Below are 17,118 nucleotides of genomic sequence, written 5' to 3'. Positions count from 1 at the left end.
AGGGCACTCCCGCAATTGAGGTACTGAAGTCCTCTGATCCGTCCACCACAAACCGTGTGGTTGGCGGCCAGGAGATCACGTACACGCTCACGTTCAAGAATGTGGGCACCGCGGATGGTGAGATCAGCTTCTACGACGATCTGACCGATGTTCTCGACGATGCAGTAATGACGAAGGATCCGGCTACCACTTCCACGCTGGTTGTTTCGGGTGTCGTTGATAACGTCTTCACGGTCACCGGAAAGCTGGCCAAGGGTGAGAGCGCGACGGTGACGTACACCGTCAAGGTCAATCCTGAGATCGGAACGTTGTCGGGTCCCGGATTCACTCCGGGTGTTCTGAACAACTACCTGGTGGTTGGTGGCGAGAACCCGCCGGTGGACTGTGTCCCGGGCGACGCTCTCTGCACCGAACACCCGATAGACCCGCCGGAGACCACCACTACGGTGCCGCCGACGACCACCACTACGCCGCCGGTCACGACGGAGCCTTGTGTTCCTCCGACGACGACCACGGTGGTTCCGACCACCACGGCTGCGACGACGACGGCTAGCGCGACCACTGCCGGTGATGCTGATGTGACCGGTACGGAGGAATCCACCACTACGGAGGAGACCACCACGGACGAAACCACGACAGAAGAAGTTGTCGCGGAAGAGATTGTGGATCCGTGTGGCGTGACGACAACTACGCCGCCGACGACACCGGTCACGACGGACCCGCCGACCACGACGCCGCCGACCACGACGGTGCCGGTTACGCCGACGATCATCATTCCCCCGATCGTCGTTGTTCCTCCGATCGTCATCCCGCCGACGGTTCCGGGTCAGCCGGTTACGACCACGGTTCCGGGACAGCCGAAGCCGCCGACAGCAACCCCGGGTCAGCCGAAGACGACGACGCCTGCTCCTAAGGGTGGAACGATCAACTCGGGTGGTGGCGCTGGTGAGAGTGGCGTGAACACCACGTTGCTTGCAGCGGGCGGATTGGTTCTGCTGCTGGCGCTGGGAACGGGTGTTGTTCTCCTGACGCGTAGGCGTCGCGAGGATGGTGACAACTGATTCTCGTGAGAATCTGAGGTAAACGATGTGGGGCAGATCGCAGAGTATGCGATCTGCCCCACAGTCGTTTTCGTGGAGTGTTACGAGCCGATCCGAGAGCCGTCCTTCTTCCAGGCGGCGACTACCGACGGGCGAGGCTGGGAGGCGCCGCCGTCGGGCCAATGGGAAGCGGGGCTTTCGATGCTGGCATCGTCGGTTTCACCGGGGTGCTGGACGCAGACGATGACGCGCTTCTCGTCCACGATGGGACCGCAGGTCTCGGCGCCGACGGGAACAGTGAGGAACTGCTTTGTCTCACCCCGATTTTCGCCTTCGAGGACGACGCTGAACAGTCCGTCGTTGGACTTCAGTGCATTACCGTCCGTCGAGATCCACAGGTTGCCGTGCGGGTCGAAAGCAAGGTTGTCCGGGCACGAGATCGGGCTGACCTTGCTCTTGTCGAATCCACCGAAGTAGGTATCAGCTGTAGCCGGATCTCCGCAGACGAGAAGAAGATTCCAGCCGAAGGTGGTGCCGGCGTGATCGTCGGCGATTTCGAGGACCTGACCGTTCTTGTTGTTGTTCCGGGGGTTTGCCTCATCGGCCGCTGCGCCGCCGTCGACTCCGCGCTTGGTATTGTTGGTCAGCGCGACGTATACCTTGCCGCTCTTCGGGTTTGCCTCGAAGTCTTCGGGGCGATCCATCTTCGTTGCCCCGACCTTGTCACCGGCCTGGCGGGTGAAAACGGCTACCTCTTCGGCGCTCATGCCGTCGACCAACGATTCGCCCTTACCGTCTTCGCCGGTCCGCAGGATGGCTACCCACTCGCCGGTTCCGTCGAACTTACCGTCCGACGGCAGCTTGCCGGTTCCGTCGATCTCGCCGGCAGAGTTTCCGCTGAGCTTTGCGACGTACAGTGTTCCGGCGTCGAGCAGGGTCATGTTGTGGCGCATGGCCGCTTGGCTCTTACCGTCCTGCATCTTTCGGCTCGAGACGAACTTGTACATGTAGTCGAAGCGCTCGTCGTCACCGCTGTAAGCCACGACTGTGCCGTCGGAGGTGATGTAGATGGTGGCGGCTTCGTGCTTGAAGCGGCCGAGCGCGGTGTGCTTGACGGGAGTCGAAGACGGATCCCACGGGTCGACCTCGACGACGTATCCGAAGCGGTTTACCTCGTTGGGTTCTGCCACCAGATCGAAGCGCTTGTCGAAGCGTTCCCACTTACGTTCAGACGCACCACCGGCCAGGCCGTATCGCTTCAAACGTGGCGCGACAATGGGATCGGTGACGGCCTCCGCATTGGCGAAGTACTGATTGAAGTTTTCTTCGCCGGAAAGAACGGTGCCCCAGGGGGTTACGCCGCCGGCGCAGTTGTTGAGCGTGCCCAGAACCTTGGTGCCGGTCGGATCGGCGCTTGTCTTGAGGAAATCGCTGCCTGCGGCAGGTCCAGTGAGAAGGAATTCGGTTGTCCCGGTGATGCGACGGTTGTTGGCGCCGATTTCGGGAACCAGCTTGCCGGACCCGGAGTCGCCCTTGACCTGTACGACGGAGAGTCCGTGGCTTGCGAGGCCGATCTTGACCTGCTCTTCGGTGGGGTTCTCGGCGTCGTAGCCGCGGAACATTGCCGGTTCGGTGGAGTACTCGTGATTGACTACGAGCAGATAGGTGTTCGGCTGCCCCTCGACGGGCAGGAGGCCGGCGAAGTCGTTGTTGAATCCGAACTGCAGCGCCTGTGCTGCCGCGGTCTGGTTCTCGAAGTCGAAGGCCGGTGCTCCGGCGAGAACGGCGTCACCCCAGCGGATGACGACGCCCTGTTCGTACCCGTCCGGGACGGTAACCGCATCGGCTTTGTTGGGGGCGACGGCGGTGAAGTTGGTGCCGGCCGGCGTGCTCCCGGTGCCACCGTCGCTGCTGCCTGCCGAGCCGGTTCCGGGCGCGGCTTCGGCTGTTCCGTCCGAGCAGCCGGCGAGTGCGCTACCCGCCCCGACTGCCAGCACAGCCATGCCACTGCCGCGCAACATGCCGCGTCGGCTCAGGGCAGCGCGGGCGATATCGCGGAAGTACGCACCTTCCGAGGTGTTGGGCACCTCGTGCGAGCAGGCGTTTCCACACTTGTACTGGCAGGTGATCGACGCGCGTGAGGACACACCGTCGTGTTTGACAAACAGTGCCAAAGGCTTGATAGCCACCGTGAACTCCCGAGATTCGTTGAATGGTCTCGGGAACCGTAGAAGCCGTAAGCGAGGGTAAAGGAACGTAATAATGAACGGCAAAACAACGAGGCGACCCTTACCTGTAATTCATGAGGCGTCCCCGCGGGGACGCCTCATGACATTTGTCATCGCCGATCCGTGACAGTGTCACCGTAGGTGATGATGCTCTGCACTGTTTTTGGCTCAGACTTTCCGCGAGGCTTGGTGGCATGAGAGAACCACATGAAGGAAGCCTCCTGACGGACCTGATGGACATCGGACCAGCGCCCACGATGGGCCGTGAACTTGTTGTGATCGGTGTGAATATCGCGCTCATCGGAGTGGTGTTCGCGATCATCGGCTCCAATCCCGTGTTCTGGATTCTTGTTGCTGCTCTTGCTGTCTATGCGGGTATCCGATTCGCCATCGGGCTGCGCGGCTGGAACCGATCGGAGGCTGCGCGATGAAGGGCGATCCGGTTATCGAGGTTGAGGCCATGTCCCGGCGCTACGGTTCCGGAAAAGACGCGTTCTACGCGGTCCGCGATCTCGAACTGACTGTCGCGGAGGGTCAGCTGTTCGGACTGCTCGGAACTAACGGCGCCGGAAAGACATCCAGTCTCGAAGTAATCCAAGGACTTTCGCGGGCAACGGACGGATCGGTGCGCGTGCTGGGTATGGATCCGGTTCGGGAGCGCCGAGAACTCCGTCCGAGCTTGGGCATCATGCTCCAAAAGGGCGGCCTCCCTCAAGATCTCACAGCTCGCGAGAGTCTGTCGATGTGGGCCGGAACCTGCTCGAATCCCCTGCCGGTCGACGAGGTGCTCGAGCGAGTCGACATGCGCGATCGCAGTGACACCCGCGTGAAGTTCCTCTCGGGCGGCGAAGCGCGTCGACTTGACTTGGCTTGTGCCATTATCGGTCAACCGCTGGTGCTGTTCCTGGATGAGCCGACGACGGGTCTCGACCCCGAAAGTCGGCGTAATACTTGGCAATTGATCGCGGAGTTGAAGTCCTCTGGCGTCACCATCATGTTGACGACGCATTATCTGGACGAGGCCGAGTCGTTGTGTGATCAGTTGGCGATCATGCACCGCGGAACCGTAGTGCGCAGTGGAACGGTTGCCGAGGTGGTGGCGGATCATCCGGCGCAGATCAAGGTGCGCAGGCCGGATCTCCTGCTTCCGAACCTGCCTGGTGCCGAGATGCGCGTCGAAGGTGACGTGGTAGTCATCACTACTGCCACCGTGCAGGAAACGCTCACCGATCTTCTGATCTGGGCTCAGCGCAACAACGTGGCTTTGTCCGGGCTGGATGCGCGGGCAGCATCCCTCGAGACCGTATTTCTGTCCATAGCAGATCAATTCGACCATCACGTCAAACTCGAAGGGGCGCCGGTATGAACCGCATAGCAACTCTCTCTCGTGCGGAGTTCACCCTTCTGGGCCGAAACCGTCTGTTGCTCTTCAACGCTATAGTCCTACCTCTGATCTTCCCGATCGGAATTCTGATCATCTCGCGTGAGGGTGGTCTGTCCGACACAGCGGTAGCGTCGGGCCTCGAGATCTTTGCTCTCTTCCTGCTCGTGTTTGTCGTGTTCTACAACCTGCTGTCGGTGTATTCGACGCGGCGCGACGAACTGGTGCTCAAGCGTCTGCGCACAGGGGAGTGCAGTGACGCCGAGATTCTGGCCGGCCCTGCAGTGCCGTCATGGGTGCTGACGGGCCTGCTGACGGTGGTTGTAGGGATTGCCGTGGTGGTTCTGGGTGGGCGTGTGCCGGCCAATCCCGTACTGGTGCTGGTGGCGTTCATCGGTGGCGCCGCCGTATTCACCGCGTTGGCGCTCATCACCTCCGCGGTAACACGCAATGCGGAAGCCGCGCAGATCACGTGCATGCCGATCCTCATTCTGGCAACTGCGGGGATGTCGAGCATCAGAAATGTCGTGCCGGACAACATCGCTCGCGTTCTCGACTTCACTCCGATGGCTGCGATTCTCGATCTCGTGAATCTGGGATGGGTGGGGCGTACGTCGTCCGAACTGGCTGACGACGGCGCCGTCGCAGCGAGTTTTGCAGACACTTTCGTATCGGCCGGTCAACCGCTATTGGTTCTGGTCGCGTGGATCGTCGGGTCGGTACTGATCGCCAATGTGTACTTCCGTTGGGAACCTCGCTCTTAGAACTCTGAGAAGGTAGTAGGCATGATTGCGGAGAGCTTCGGACGCTGGAATCCGACCCGAACGTGGCGAACGGCGTCCAGTGTCGACAAGGTTCGCCTGTACACGCGTCAGTCGTTCTTTGTCCTCGGCATTTTCTTCGGGATATTCGGCGGTATTACCGAAGCGGCCATGCATCGCTACCTCGGAGCGCTCTTCGTTGTGATCAGCGCGGCCGCAGCCGTTGTCGCAGTGGATCGCATCCCCGAGTTGGGTGGGACCAGCACCGCATCGGTGAAGGTGCCAGTGGTGGTCATGACCGTGGCGGCGCTCTGCTCTGCGGTTATTGCCTTACCGGCTGACGACGCGGGGCAGGGTCCGTATTTCTGGCTGGCGATGATCGTCCCGGTGCCGTTTGCGGCTTTGGTGTCGTGGCGATGGGTGATGCTGGGAGCAGCCGTTGCTGCCGGCGTGTGTGCGCTTGCCGGGCGACCCGAGATCGGCATCCTGGTGGCATGTGTGGCGGGTTTCATGACCTTCACGGTGCAGCTGTCGGTATGGCTTTTGCGGATGGTCACCGAACTTGACGAGGCACGCGGAGCCGCGGCCGCACTGTCGGTAGCCGAAGAGCGCCTCCGCTTTTCGCGTGACCTTCACGACGTGGTCGGTCGTGCGCTGTCGGCAATCGCGGTGAAAAGTGATCTGGCAGCTACATTGTCGCGTCGCGGGGACGATCGCGCTGCCCAGCAGATGGACGAAGTGCGTGATCTCGCACAGGAATCCCTCGCCGAGGCACGTGAGTTGGTGCGCGGCTACCGATCCATTGCACTGGCGTCGGAGCTGGCGGGTGCGCGATCACTGCTCGAGGCGGCGGGAATTACCACCGACATTCGCGGATCTGAAGATGCCCTGCCCATCGAATTGGCGGAAACCGCAGCGTGGGTTGTCCGCGAAGGCGTGACGAACATACTGCGTCATTCTTCCGCGCAGCAGGCAGTTATCGAGGTAACAGGTGAATCCGTGTCGATAGCCAACGACGGTGCAGTGCAACAACGCGCAGGTGACGGTACCGGTGTGAATGGGCTACGGGAACGCGTCACAGCTGTTGGTGGCATCCTCGAGGTCATCCACGATGAAGGTACCTTCACGCTGACCGCACATTTTTCTTCCCCGATCAAGGAGTCTCGGTGACCGAGCCGATCAAGGTATTGCTTGCCGACGACGAAAATCTCATCCGATCCGCACTTGCGATGATGCTCTCGCTCGAGGACGACATAGTTGTTGTGGCCGAAGCGGAATCGGGAGAAGCAGCCGTTGTCGCCGCTGTGGAATTTCAGCCGGACGTTGCCGTTTTGGATCTTCAGATGGCCGGTATCGACGGGATCGAAACGGCGCAGGAGATCGCACAATCCGTGCCGGGATGTGCGTCGATCATTGTGACGAGCCACGGCCGTCCGGGCTACTTGAAGAAGGCGCTCGCGGCCGGTGTCCGGGGATTCCTTCCCAAGACGACGTCGGCAACGACCCTCGCGGAAGTGGTTCGCAGCGTTCACTCCGGTGGACGATACGTCGACCCGTCGTTGGCAGCCGAAGCGATCGGCGCCGGTGATTCACCGCTGACACCGCGGGAAGCGGATGTGCTCGAGTACGCGGCCGACGGTGCATCCATAGAAGAGATCGCGACCCGCGCACACCTGTCGGCGGGCACCACACGCAATTACTTGTCTTCAGCCGTCACCAAACTCGGTGCGGCCAATCGACATGAGGCTGCGGTGATCGCCCGCCGACAGGGGTGGATTTAGGGCCGAAGGCCCCTACAACACCTGCGACAAGAACGCCTGCAATCGTTCCGTTTCCGGATCGTCGAATAGCTGTTCCGGAGTTCCTGTTTCGACAACGGCGCCACGATCCATGAACAGCACCTTGTCGGAAACGGAACGGGCGAAGCCCATTTCGTGGGTCACGACCACCATCGTCATGCCGGATTTCGCGAGGTCTGCCATGAGGGCCAACACGCCCTTGACCAATTCGGGGTCGAGGGCCGATGTCGCTTCGTCGAAGAACATGACTTCGGGCTTCATTGCCAAGGCCCGGGCGATAGCAACACGTTGCTGCTGGCCACCGGACAGGTTGCCCGGGCGGGAATCCGCCTTCTCCCGCAGTCCCACCAGTTCGAGCTGCTCGAGGGCCAATGCGCGAGCCGCGTCCTTGGACAGTCCCTTGAGCTTGTTCGGTCCTAGCGCGATGTTCTCGGCCACCGTCTTGTGCGGGAACAGGTTGAAGTGCTGGAACACCATGCCGATGCGCTGTCGCAACTCGTCAGGGTTGTCCTTCAGGACGGACTTCCCGTCGAGGAGAACGTCACCCTGCTCGGGCTCGTGCAGGCGGTTCAGCACGCGCAAGAGCGTCGACTTGCCCGATCCGGACGGCCCGATGACGGTGACGGTATTGCCGGCGTCGACGTGGAGGTTGACGCCCCGCAGGACTTTGTTGGTGCCGAAGGACAGGTGCAGGTCCGTGCCGGTGAGGGAGACGGATTTCAGTTCAGAGCTGGTCATGTCCTCAGCCCCTTTCCACGACGATGGCCTGCTCGAGCGGATCCAACGTGCCGGAAGTGTCGGCGCGTCCCGTCCGGAGGCGATTGTCGATGTAGTTGACGAGGTGGGTCAGCGGGATGGTCAGCGCGAGGTAGAACAGGCCGGCCGCGACGAGCGGTGACAGGTTTCCGGTCTGGGCGTTGAGGTCGCGTCCCACGGCAAAAAGTTCGCGCTGTGTGACGAGCAGTCCCAGGAAGTAGATCAGCGACGAGTCCTTGATCAGCGAGATGAACTGATTCATCAATGCAGGCAGAACGCGTCGTACACCCTGAGGAATGACCACAAGCGACATGGATTTGCGGTAGCTGAAGCCCAACGCGCGAGAGGCCTCGAGCTGGCCGGGTTCGACGCTCTGGATACCCGATCGGAAGATCTCACCGATATACGCCGACGCGAGTAGCGACAGCGCCGCGACGCCCAGCCAGTACGGGTTGCTGCCGGTGATGTTCTTGACGATGGGGCCGACGCCCAGGCCGACGATCAAGATGATGACGACGGCCGGCAGGCCGCGGAAGATGTCCGTGTAGACGCGCGCCGGCCAGCGCAGCCAACGCGTCCGCGAGATTCCCGCGACTGCCAGCAGCATGCCCAATACTGTGCCGATAACGCCGGACGCGAGCGCCAGAATGATGGTGTTGGGCAAACCGGTCTTCAGGAGATCCGGGAACGCTTGCTTGTACAGCTGCCAGTCGAAGAACGTGTCCTTGAGCTGCTGGAACGTCGACTTGGGCTGGTAGGTCGTCGTCTCGTCCGTCGTGGCAGGCTTCTCGGCCGCGAGGGCGGCGAAGTCCGGCAACTCAGGCGTCGCGGCGGCCTTGGAGCCGGGCTTCCAACCCTCGGGAAGTTCGCGCGGAACCCAGTCGGAGTAAAGCTCGGCCCAGGTTCCGTCGGCGATGACGGCGTCGAGACCCGAGTTCAGGGCGTCGATGAGCGGCTGGTTTTCCTTGTTCACTGCCCAGCCGACAAAGTTGTTCACCGAGAAGGTGTTCTGGATGATCGACGTGGGATCACCCGGGGCGATGGCGCCTTCGGCCTGCTGTGACGGTGCGACCCAGGCGTCGATCTGGCCGGATTTGAGGTTCGCGTACGCGGTTGCGTAGTCGGGGAACTTCACTGGATCGAGCTTCAAGGTGTTGACGACGTAATCGTCCTGAACCGTTCCCTGTACGACGCCGATGCGTTTGGACGCGTCCAGATCGCCGAAGCCGGTGATGGGGCTGCCGTTGGGTACGACGAGGGAGAAGTAGCCGAAGTCGTAGCCGTTCGTGAAGCCGACGGTATTACGACGCTCATCCGTGGTGGTGATGGACGAGGAGCCGACGTCGAAGCGGCGTCCGGCGACCTGCGCGAGCAGACCGGCAAACTCGGTGCCGACAAACTCGACCTTCAGGCCCAGCTTGTCTGCGATGGCTTTGAGGAGCTCGTTGTCGTAACCGGTGTACTGATTCTCGGAGTTGACGCAGATGCTCGGCGGCGCGTCGCCGAGCGTGCCGACGGTGATGACACCCGGTTTGATCAGGTTGAGTTTCGAGATGTCGATCTGGTCGATCGGGGTGACGGTGGCCGTGGTGTATCGGTCTTCGGCGCCTGCACCTGCGGCTGCGTCCAGGTTTGTGGGCGCTGCGGTTGCAGCTCCCACTCCGGGAGGCGCACACAGGTCTGTGGGGGCTGCCGATGATTCCGAACTGCTCGAGCACGATGACAGAGTTAGCGCCAAGAGTGCGGTGAGGAGCAGTGCCACCACCAAGCGGATCTTCGCTGCGACGGAGGAAAACATGCGAGCAGCGTAGTCCTAACCGTAGCGATCTCCGGGTGGAAGAACGCTTGCAGATTTCGGACATCAGGCTTCTGCACTGGGCGCACGCTTTCAAATCAGCGTGATTTTAAGTATCAGCGGGTGCGGGAAATGGTCAGACTGCTATCGACAGAGTACCCATTGCTTCGGTGAGGCGACGCCGGTGAGCGGGCGGCGACTCGATCAGTGGAAGGCGCACGCCGGCGTGCGGGATGATTCCGAGTTCTGCCAGGGCGGCCTTGGCCATGACCGCACCTTGGGACGTGCGCATGATGGCGTCCACGATCTCGAGTAGCGAGCTTTGGACAGCGTTAGCGGAGCTGAGGTCGCCGACCCGGACGGCGCTGATGAGTTCGGCGTTGCGGTCGGCGAGGACGTTGCCCACGACGCTGACCACGCCTGCGGCGCCACACGCGAGGTAGGGCAAGTTGAGTTCGTCGATACCGCAGTAATAGGCCAGCGATGTTCGGGACATGACCGTCATTGCTTCGAAGAGGTCGCCCTTGGCATCCTTGACCGCCCGGATCAGGGGGTGGTCGGAGAGTTCGATCAGTGTGGAGGTTTCCATGGCGACGCCCGTCCTGGCGGGAACGTCGTAGAGCATCACGGGCAGTTCGGTGGCGTCTGCAACCGCGACGCAGTGGGCCACGATTCCGGCCTGAGTCGGCTTGGAGTAATAGGGGCAGACGAGTAGCAATGCGTCCGCTCCCGCTGCCTCGGCGTCGCGGGCACGACGGATGCTGTCGGCAGTGTTGTAGGTGCCGACACCAGCGATCACCCGAGCCCGATTGTTCGACTGTTCGCTCACTGCTCTGACCAGTCGCGTCATTTCGGGTTCGGTCAAGGTGGGCGACTCGCCGGTGGTTCCACCGACGACGATGCCGTCACATCCGGTGCTCAACAGGTGGTCGACGAGACTGGTGATGCCCGTTTCGTCGAGCGTTCCGTCGGGGCGCATCGGAGTCACCATGGCGACGAGGTTGGTGCCGAAGAGTAGTTCGGCGCGGTGCTGCGAGATGGTCATGAAGTGATCGTGCCTGTGCCGATACCTTCGGTCCAGCGATGTTTTTTTCGCGATATTGCGTAGCCTGGCTTCATGATCGATGTCGGAGCTTTGCGGGCGCTGCGGTCGGTGGCCGCTCTCGGAACGCTGGCGCGAGCCGCAGAGGAACTCGGGTTCACAGCGTCGGCGATATCGCAGCAGATCAAGAGGCTCGAGCGTCAAGTCGGTGTACCGGTGCTTGCGACTGCAGGCCGCGGAGTTGTGCTCACGCCCGCCGGGCAGGCCATCGTCGATTCGGCGCCTGATGTGTTCGACGCGCTGGAGCGTTGCGTCGAAGCAGCACAGTCGGTTTCGGACGGTGCGCCGCGTGGAGTACTCCGAGTAGCGGCATTCTCGACAGGAATCCGGGGGCTGCTTGCGCCGGCGATCGTGCGATTGTCGACCGAGTGCCCGGACCTACAAGTGCGCGTCACCGAGCAGGACCCGGACCAGGCGCTGCACAGCGTCGACGCCGGTACCGCGGACTTTGCGGTTGTTCACGATGCCGATGGATTGCCGCCTTCGCTTCCTTCGTCGCTGGCCGAGCGTCACATTCACACTGATGTCGGTGATGTCGTGATGAATCGGACGCATGCACTTGCGCAGCTCGACCGACCTCTGACCAGTGCCGACCTAGCGGGTCACGCGTGGGTGACAAGTCCGCCGGGGACCGTGTGTCACCAGTGGTTCCGACGGTTGTTCGCCGACGTGGGCGAGGATGCCGATGTGCGACATCTGGTCGACGATTTTGCCACGCAGCTGTCGCTGGTTTCTTCGGGAGAGGTAATCGCTTTGATTCCTCGCCTTGCCCGTCCGCCGTTGGGGGAAGAGTTGGTGTCGCGGCCACTGGAGCGGGCACCGAAGCGTGAGGTGCATGCAGCGTGGCGCCGAAGCGCGGATTCCAGCCCGGCGATTCGGGTAGTGCTGCAAGCCCTTGATCCGGCAACCCTCGGTGACGGCTCAGGGGGCCGCAGCGGTTGACTCGCTGTGTCCGGCTCCGAGCGGGTCTTGCCACGTGGTCCACACGTCTGGCCCGAGTTCGATCTCCGCTGTGGTGAGTAGGCAGGCATCGAGTTCTCTGCGAAGTCGAACCGGGTCGATGCCCTGGCCGATGAAGACGAGCTCCTGCCGGCAGTCGCCGACGGGTTCTTCCCACTTGTCGAGGATTCCCGAACGACGGTAGTCATCGGCGGGCCAGAGATCGTCGGAAAGAAACTTCCACCATCGTCCGACGTATCCGTGCCGGATGAGATGTCCTGCCTGAGAAATACTGCCGATCTCGTTGAACCGGAAGGCATTCCAGAAATAGCCCTTGGCCCGAAGTAGCCTTCCGTTTGTCCACTCGCTCGTGAGGAAGTCGTGTAGCCGTTGTGGGTGGAAGGGTGCGCGCTCGCGGTACACCACCGAACTGATTCCGTACTCTTCGGTTTCGGGGGTGTGTTCACCTTGAAGTTCTTGTAGCCAGCCAGGGGCCTGCGCTGCTCTCTCGAGAGAGAACAAACCGGTATCGAGAATGGTGTCGAGTGGAATTCGGCCATGAGTCATTGGCACTATCGCGGCAGTCGCATTCAAAGATCGTAGGACCGCTGTCAGTTCGATCAGGTGTTGTGGCGTCACGAGATCGGCTTTGCTTACCAGGATGACGTCGGCAAATTCGATCTGATCGACCAGCAGATCCGCGATGTCTCGTTCGTCTTCTGGGGCATCGGTGTCGACGCGACCCCCAGCCGCGTAGTCACGGAGAAAACTGTGTCCGTCGACGACTGTCACCATGGTGTCGAGGCGAGCGATGTCCGCCAGAGCGTGACCGTCGGTATCGATGAAAGTGAACGTTTCCGCGACGGGCAGCGGTTCGGAAATGCCCGAAGATTCGATGAGAAGGTAGTCGAAGCGACCGTCGGCGGCCAGCGTCGCAATCTCAGCGAGAAGGTCTTCACGCAGAGTGCAGCAGATGCAGCCGTTGGTCATCTCGACCAATCTCTCCTCGGACCGACTCAGCGATATCTCGCGCTCGACTTCTGCACTGTCGATGTTGATTTCGCTCATGTCGTTGACGATCACCGCCACTCGTCGACCCTCACGGTTACGCAGAATCTCGTTGAGGAGTGTCGTTTTCCCGGCTCCCAGGAAGCCTGAGAGCACCGTGACCGGAAGTCGTGTGTCGACCATGATTTCCAGAGTCCTTCCGGATGAGTGGATCGCTGTGGTTTGGCGGCGGTCGTGCAAAACGGTGCGATCGCATGACCGCCGCCTGGCGTTGCGGGAAGATCAGGGTTGGTGGAAAATCAGGCCGTCGGCTCGAGGTACCCCTCGAAGAGATCGACCACGACGCTTCCGCCGTCGGTGTCGCGGCCGAACAGTTCCTCCGCGGCGAACTTCACGTGGTACGTGGGTTCTTCGCCGGCGTCGTTGCGCCCGTGACCGATTGCGTCGGGGAACGGCCACTTCTGGGTGGTCCGATGAGAGATGGTTCCCACCCGCCCACGGCAGTACGCAGGCATTCGAATATGCCCCGGAACGTACTCGTCGCACACGCGTACTCGCTGCCCAACTTCGAAGGTGGTCGTCTCGGCGGGTGCCGGCCGCCCTTCGGATTCGCTGGGCCGTGACAGTGGGAACGGTCCGCCTGCAAGAGTTTCGAGCTCGTCTTGCGTCAGGATCCCTTTTTCGACCATCAGAGTGGCGACGCCGATGACGTACCTCTCGTAGTACGGGGTCATCATGTAGTGGCGGGGTTCCATCCGCTCGACGACGTATCGAACTTCGTCGACGCTGAATGCGCCGAGTTCGGCGACACCAGCGAACATCAGGCTGTACGGCAGGTGTTCCCACTCGGCATGGAAGGTGGGGCCGATGTCGGCGTTGACGGTATGCGGGACTTTGCCGAAGCCTTGAACTCCGGCAAGATCGTGTACTCCATCCATGGTGTGCTTCTTTCTTGTCGGTGTGATCAGACGGTGGGGATCTGCGGGATTGCGACCCCGATCAGGCAGTCCTTGGTGACGATTTCCTGCAGCTGCGCCTGGCTCCAACCCTCGGTGTCTGCGGGGCGTTGTGGGAGGACCATGTAGCGAGTTTCGGCGGTGGTGTCGTACACGCGAATCTCGGTATCCGATGCGATCTCGGTTCCCATCTCGGAGAGAACCTTCCGTGGCTCACGGACCACTCGCGCACGGTATTCGAAACTCTTGTACCAGGTGGGCGGCAGACCGAGAATCGGCCAGGCGGTGCACGAACACAGTGAGCACACGATCACGTTCTTGAGCGTCGGAGTGTCTTCGACGGCCACGATGTACTCACCCTGAGGTCCCAGATAGCCGTACTGAGCCACTGCCGCAGTACCGTCGGTGAGGAGCAGCTGCCGAAATTCGGGGTCGGTCCAGGCTCGCGCGACCAACTCCGCGCCGCGCTTGGGGCTGAAGTCCTCTTCGAAGGTCTTCTTCCATCCCTCGACGTAACCGGCAGGGACCAATCCCTTGCCGTCGAGTGCGCGGAACAACGCCCACGCGCGGTCGGAGACAGGTGCCTGGGCTGGTGCCGCATTCTCCGTTGTGTGGTCGACCGTTACTGACATTGTGTTTCACCTTTCCTGTGGGGGCTGATCACGTGTGAATCGGTGGAATAAGGACTGTGGATGTGTGGCGGGCCGGCGCCGGAAATGCACCGCGAATCTTCTCGAATGCGCGACCGACCTGTAGTACCTTTGCGTCGTCGAAACGCTTGCCGGTGATCATCATTCCGGTCGGCAGACCGTTAACCAGACTTGCCGGGACAGAGAGAGAAGGGTGGCCGGTGACGTCGAACGGTGCGGTGTTGGCGACCATGCCGAGGGCCTTGGTGATGAAGGTGGCGCGGTCGACATTCGCAGCGGGTAACTCGGATGCGACATACGGCAGAGTAGGCATTACCAGCACGTCGTACTGTTCCAGCGCGGCATCGTAGGCGGCACGGGCATGGGGCACCAGGTTGCGGGCTTTGCCGTAGGTGGCACCTGCAAGCGTGGTAACACCGTGATGGCCGGTCAACGCAACCAGTTTGACAGTTTCCGACAAGTCATTCGCATGCTGAACACGGCGAGAAGCAAAGTGTGCCATCAGTTCCGGGTCGTAAAGACCTTCGACATTGAGTCCGTATCCGTTGCCGTCGAGCATCTGGTAGGCGCCACCGTCAGTGGCAATGACATTCCAGATATGGAAGGCGTGCACGTGCCAGGGAATGCTCACTTCCTCCACAACGCATCTGGCCTCGGTCAAGCTGTACGCCGCTGAACGGATGGCGTCGTCGACCTCCGGTTGTGAGACGGCCTGACCGAATCCTTCTCGCACAACACCGATTCGCATCCCCGCTACGCCGGAGCCGAGGTTGGACAAATAGTCGTCCGTCTCGAGATTCTCGGGTTGTCGGGGGTCGTTGCCGTCGCGGCCTGCAATGACCGAAAGCATCAGTGCCGCATCGTCGACGCTGCGAGTGATCGGCCCGAGGTGGTCGATGGTGCGCTCGATAGGAAAAGCGCCCGTGTAGGGGACAAGTCCGAAAGTGGGCTTGTGCCCGACGACGCCACAAAATGCAGCAGGGATACGAATCGATCCACCCTGGTCTCCGCCGATGGCAATGTCGACGTCACCATTGGCCACGAGAGCTGCACTGCCACCCGATGATCCACCGGCCTCACGGTGCGGGTCCCATGGATTGCGAACGGGTCCGCTAGCCGGGGTGAAACTCGAACCGGAGAAGCACAAGTCTTCGCACACTGCTTTGCCGGCAACCGTCGCCCCGGCTGCGAGTAGTCGAGTGACGACAGTGGCGTCGCGGGAGGGAACAAATCCTTCGACCGACCGTGACCCGTTCATCATCGGCACGCCCGCCACACTGACGTTGTCCTTGATCGCTACCCGACGATCGCCCAGGACGCCGTCCGATGTCGGAAGAATCTCGGTTGTCACATACCAAGCGCCCATAAGATTTTCGTCAGATTCGGGTGTCCGGTATTCGCGGGAGATCGGCGTTGGTGCTGCTTCGTCGGCATACAGTTGATCGACTGCATCGTAGGAGCCGAGCGCTCCGTCGATCAGGGCCGGCCACTCCCGCTTGGCCGTATCGTCTAGGTCGATTCCGTAATGCTGTGCAGCAGAATCTATTGCGTTGTCATCTGGTCGAATTATTGCCATGAGAAGTGTGCTCCTGATCTGATCAGTGTGTGGCGTCGCGCAGCATTCCGGTGTGCGGGTGACAGTTGATGTACTCGTACTGCTGTGCGTCCGCGTCGAATACCGAGACCTCGTGGTAGAGGCGGAGTTTCTCCAGATTTTCGGCTACACGAAAGAACGTGGTGAAAATGCGTAGGTGGGTCGGGTGGGACTCCGACCAGCGCTCGAGATTGTCGAGCGAGGCCCAGTGTCCGATGTTGTAACTCAGGTCGAGAAAGTTGCCGTCGATGTCGATGTTGCGCACAAACCTGTTGCTGTAGCAGCCCACTGCCTGGCCGTTGTCGCGGAGGAAGTCCATTCCTGCTTCGAGAGTCGGCAGGATTTCGTCCAGGTACAGACTGCGTTCGTCTGCTTCGGCATCGGCCCAATCTTGACCGGATCGAATCAATGCGATGTTGTCGTGCCCGCGTACCACTACACGGCCACCTGCTGTGGGATCGCCTGCGATCACACGTAGTTCGCCGGACGGTTGTATCCAGTCGGTCTGGGAGATCGGAAATCGTTCGCGCATCGAACCCCAGTAGCCGTGTTCGTTTATGTCGCCGCTGATGCCGTCCATCACCGCTCCGACACCGGGGAGATTATCTTGGAACGCGTACAGCGTTTCGAACTGCTCGGCCCGCGGTGCCACGATCTCGCGGAAGAAACCCAAGCCGTCAGACAGGCGGTCAGCAGATTCCCACCAGTCCGCCACCGCTCGGGACTTGCTCCAACGTTGTTGGGACGCAGGGTCCGTCCAGTACCCTGCGACAATCAAGTTCTCGTAGCCTTGGTTGTCGAGGTGGTGGGTCAGATCGTGGTGTAGCGCGCCGTCAGCCAGATCGAGACTGGCGACTATGTTGCGCATGGCCGCCAGTGCGTCCGAACGCTGTTCGTCTCCGCGGAATTGCACGCCGAAGTAGCCCATCACCACTTGGTGCAATTTCTCGTCCGATCGCCCCACCCACATGGGAAACGGCGGTGCGTACGTATCCGGAACCCTACGAGTCAAGGTCCGTGGGCATTTGAGATGTTCACTGATCGCAGATTCCATGAGCACTCCATCCGAGTAGGTCATCGGTTGCCTGACGCTGCGGCAACGGCGTATC

Annotated in this window: 16 protein-coding genes; 7 read left to right on the top strand and 9 right to left on the bottom strand. The window is 61.3% G+C overall.

What is annotated here, in order from left to right; all coding sequences use genetic code 11:
* A partial coding sequence (locus RG2_RS23695) for a DUF7927 domain-containing protein (RefSeq protein WP_139278897.1) occupies positions 1-1,061 on the top strand: 1,061 nt, incomplete at its 5' end.
* A gap of 80 nt (positions 1,062-1,141) precedes the next feature.
* Here the strand turns inward: RG2_RS23695 and RG2_RS23690 are convergent.
* Positions 1,142-3,229 carry a PhoX family protein gene (locus tag RG2_RS23690; protein ID WP_033237035.1) on the bottom strand — a complete coding sequence of 696 codons (2,088 nt, stop codon included), beginning with the start codon at positions 3,227-3,229 and terminating at the stop codon, positions 1,142-1,144.
* A gap of 233 nt (positions 3,230-3,462) precedes the next feature.
* On the opposite strand from RG2_RS23690, the gene RG2_RS23685 reads away from it, so the two are divergent.
* From RG2_RS23685 to RG2_RS23665, 5 genes are read left to right on the top strand one after another with little or no spacing between them, the layout of a single operon-like run.
* Positions 3,463-3,699: a hypothetical protein gene (locus tag RG2_RS23685; protein WP_230590439.1), complete on the top strand. Its 237-nt coding sequence runs from the start codon at positions 3,463-3,465 to the stop codon at positions 3,697-3,699.
* On the top strand, positions 3,696-4,634 hold the full coding sequence (locus RG2_RS23680; RefSeq protein ID WP_033237037.1) for an ABC transporter ATP-binding protein: 939 nt from the start codon (positions 3,696-3,698) through the stop codon (positions 4,632-4,634). The genes RG2_RS23685 and RG2_RS23680 overlap by 4 nt, the downstream gene beginning before the upstream one ends.
* Positions 4,631-5,413 carry an ABC transporter permease gene (locus RG2_RS23675; RefSeq protein WP_033237038.1) on the top strand — a complete coding sequence of 261 codons (783 nt, stop codon included), beginning with the start codon at positions 4,631-4,633 and terminating at the stop codon, positions 5,411-5,413. Before RG2_RS23680 ends, RG2_RS23675 begins: the two co-directional genes overlap by 4 nt.
* 21 nt (positions 5,414-5,434) lie before the next feature.
* Positions 5,435-6,580, top strand: a complete 1,146-nt coding sequence (locus RG2_RS23670; protein WP_033237039.1) for a sensor histidine kinase — start codon at positions 5,435-5,437, stop codon at positions 6,578-6,580.
* Positions 6,577-7,191: a response regulator transcription factor gene (locus tag RG2_RS23665; RefSeq protein WP_033237040.1), complete on the top strand. Its 615-nt coding sequence runs from the start codon at positions 6,577-6,579 to the stop codon at positions 7,189-7,191. Before RG2_RS23670 ends, RG2_RS23665 begins: the two co-directional genes overlap by 4 nt.
* Before the next feature lie 12 nt (positions 7,192-7,203).
* Here RG2_RS23665 and RG2_RS23660 read toward each other — a convergent pair whose 3' ends face one another.
* From RG2_RS23660 to dapA, 3 genes are all read right to left on the bottom strand, one after another.
* Positions 7,204-7,947 carry an amino acid ABC transporter ATP-binding protein gene (locus tag RG2_RS23660; RefSeq protein ID WP_033237041.1) on the bottom strand — a complete coding sequence of 248 codons (744 nt, stop codon included), beginning with the start codon at positions 7,945-7,947 and terminating at the stop codon, positions 7,204-7,206.
* Between the two features lie 4 nt (positions 7,948-7,951).
* Complete coding sequence (locus RG2_RS23655) at positions 7,952-9,763, bottom strand: ABC transporter substrate-binding protein/permease (RefSeq protein WP_033237042.1); 1,812 nt, start codon at positions 9,761-9,763, stop codon at positions 7,952-7,954.
* Between the two features lie 133 nt (positions 9,764-9,896).
* On the bottom strand, positions 9,897-10,805 hold the full coding sequence (gene dapA, locus RG2_RS23650; RefSeq protein ID WP_033237043.1) for a 4-hydroxy-tetrahydrodipicolinate synthase: 909 nt from the start codon (positions 10,803-10,805) through the stop codon (positions 9,897-9,899).
* A 72-nt stretch (positions 10,806-10,877) separates the two neighbouring features.
* Here dapA and RG2_RS23645 point away from each other — a divergent pair, with 72 nt between their 5' ends.
* Positions 10,878-11,804, top strand: a complete 927-nt coding sequence (locus RG2_RS23645) for a LysR family transcriptional regulator (protein WP_033237044.1) — start codon at positions 10,878-10,880, stop codon at positions 11,802-11,804.
* On the opposite strand, the gene RG2_RS23640 is transcribed toward RG2_RS23645, so the two are convergent.
* The 5 genes from RG2_RS23640 to oxdA all read right to left on the bottom strand — a co-directional run bounded on the left by RG2_RS23640 (position 11,784) and on the right by oxdA (position 17,063).
* Positions 11,784-12,992, bottom strand: coding sequence for a GTP-binding protein (locus RG2_RS23640; protein WP_033237045.1), 1,209 nt, complete (start codon positions 12,990-12,992; stop codon positions 11,784-11,786). The two genes, RG2_RS23645 and RG2_RS23640, sit on opposite strands and share 21 nt — an antisense overlap.
* 116 nt (positions 12,993-13,108) lie before the next feature.
* Positions 13,109-13,747 (bottom strand): nitrile hydratase subunit beta, encoded by a 639-nt coding sequence (nthB, locus tag RG2_RS23635; protein WP_033237046.1) that lies wholly within the window; start codon positions 13,745-13,747, stop codon positions 13,109-13,111.
* A gap of 26 nt (positions 13,748-13,773) precedes the next feature.
* A complete protein-coding gene (gene nthA, locus RG2_RS23630) occupies positions 13,774-14,397 on the bottom strand; it encodes a nitrile hydratase subunit alpha (protein ID WP_033237047.1) in 624 nt (207 codons plus the stop codon).
* 28 nt (positions 14,398-14,425) lie between these two features.
* Positions 14,426-15,991, bottom strand: a complete 1,566-nt coding sequence (locus RG2_RS23625; protein ID WP_033237048.1) for an amidase — start codon at positions 15,989-15,991, stop codon at positions 14,426-14,428.
* Positions 15,992-16,013: 22 nt separating this feature from the next.
* A complete protein-coding gene (gene oxdA, locus RG2_RS23620) occupies positions 16,014-17,063 on the bottom strand; it encodes an aliphatic aldoxime dehydratase (RefSeq protein WP_033237103.1) in 1,050 nt (349 codons plus the stop codon).
* Positions 17,064-17,118: the final 55 nt, after the last annotated feature.

The sequence above is a fragment of the Rhodococcus globerulus NBRC 14531 genome (assembly GCF_001894805.1).
Classification (GTDB): domain Bacteria; phylum Actinomycetota; class Actinomycetes; order Mycobacteriales; family Mycobacteriaceae; genus Rhodococcus_F; species Rhodococcus_F globerula.
The sequence above is the reverse complement of the archived record's forward strand: the minus strand, read 5'-3'. Positions and strand labels throughout refer to the sequence as shown.

What these genes read in the sequence shown, in the direction of transcription:
- RG2_RS23640 (WP_033237045.1), bottom strand. Translation starts at nt 12,992, where the DNA reads ATGGTCGACACACGACTTCCGGTCACGGTGCTCTCAGGCTTCCTGGGA.
- RG2_RS23655 (WP_033237042.1), bottom strand. Translation starts at nt 9,763, where the DNA reads ATGTTTTCCTCCGTCGCAGCGAAGATCCGCTTGGTGGTGGCACTGCTC.
- RG2_RS23675 (WP_033237038.1), top strand. Translation starts at nt 4,631, where the DNA reads ATGAACCGCATAGCAACTCTCTCTCGTGCGGAGTTCACCCTTCTGGGC.
- oxdA (WP_033237103.1), bottom strand. Translation starts at nt 17,063, where the DNA reads ATGGAATCTGCGATCAGTGAACATCTCAAATGCCCACGGACCTTGACT.
- RG2_RS23660 (WP_033237041.1), bottom strand. Translation starts at nt 7,947, where the DNA reads ATGACCAGCTCTGAACTGAAATCCGTCTCCCTCACCGGCACGGACCTG.
- dapA (WP_033237043.1), bottom strand. Translation starts at nt 10,805, where the DNA reads ATGACCATCTCGCAGCACCGCGCCGAACTACTCTTCGGCACCAACCTC.
- nthA (WP_033237047.1), bottom strand. Translation starts at nt 14,397, where the DNA reads ATGTCAGTAACGGTCGACCACACAACGGAGAATGCGGCACCAGCCCAG.
- RG2_RS23625 (WP_033237048.1), bottom strand. Translation starts at nt 15,991, where the DNA reads ATGGCAATAATTCGACCAGATGACAACGCAATAGATTCTGCTGCACAG.
- RG2_RS23670 (WP_033237039.1), top strand. Translation starts at nt 5,435, where the DNA reads ATGATTGCGGAGAGCTTCGGACGCTGGAATCCGACCCGAACGTGGCGA.
- nthB (WP_033237046.1), bottom strand. Translation starts at nt 13,747, where the DNA reads ATGGATGGAGTACACGATCTTGCCGGAGTTCAAGGCTTCGGCAAAGTC.
- RG2_RS23645 (WP_033237044.1), top strand. Translation starts at nt 10,878, where the DNA reads ATGATCGATGTCGGAGCTTTGCGGGCGCTGCGGTCGGTGGCCGCTCTC.
- RG2_RS23680 (WP_033237037.1), top strand. Translation starts at nt 3,696, where the DNA reads ATGAAGGGCGATCCGGTTATCGAGGTTGAGGCCATGTCCCGGCGCTAC.
- RG2_RS23685 (WP_230590439.1), top strand. Translation starts at nt 3,463, where the DNA reads ATGAGAGAACCACATGAAGGAAGCCTCCTGACGGACCTGATGGACATC.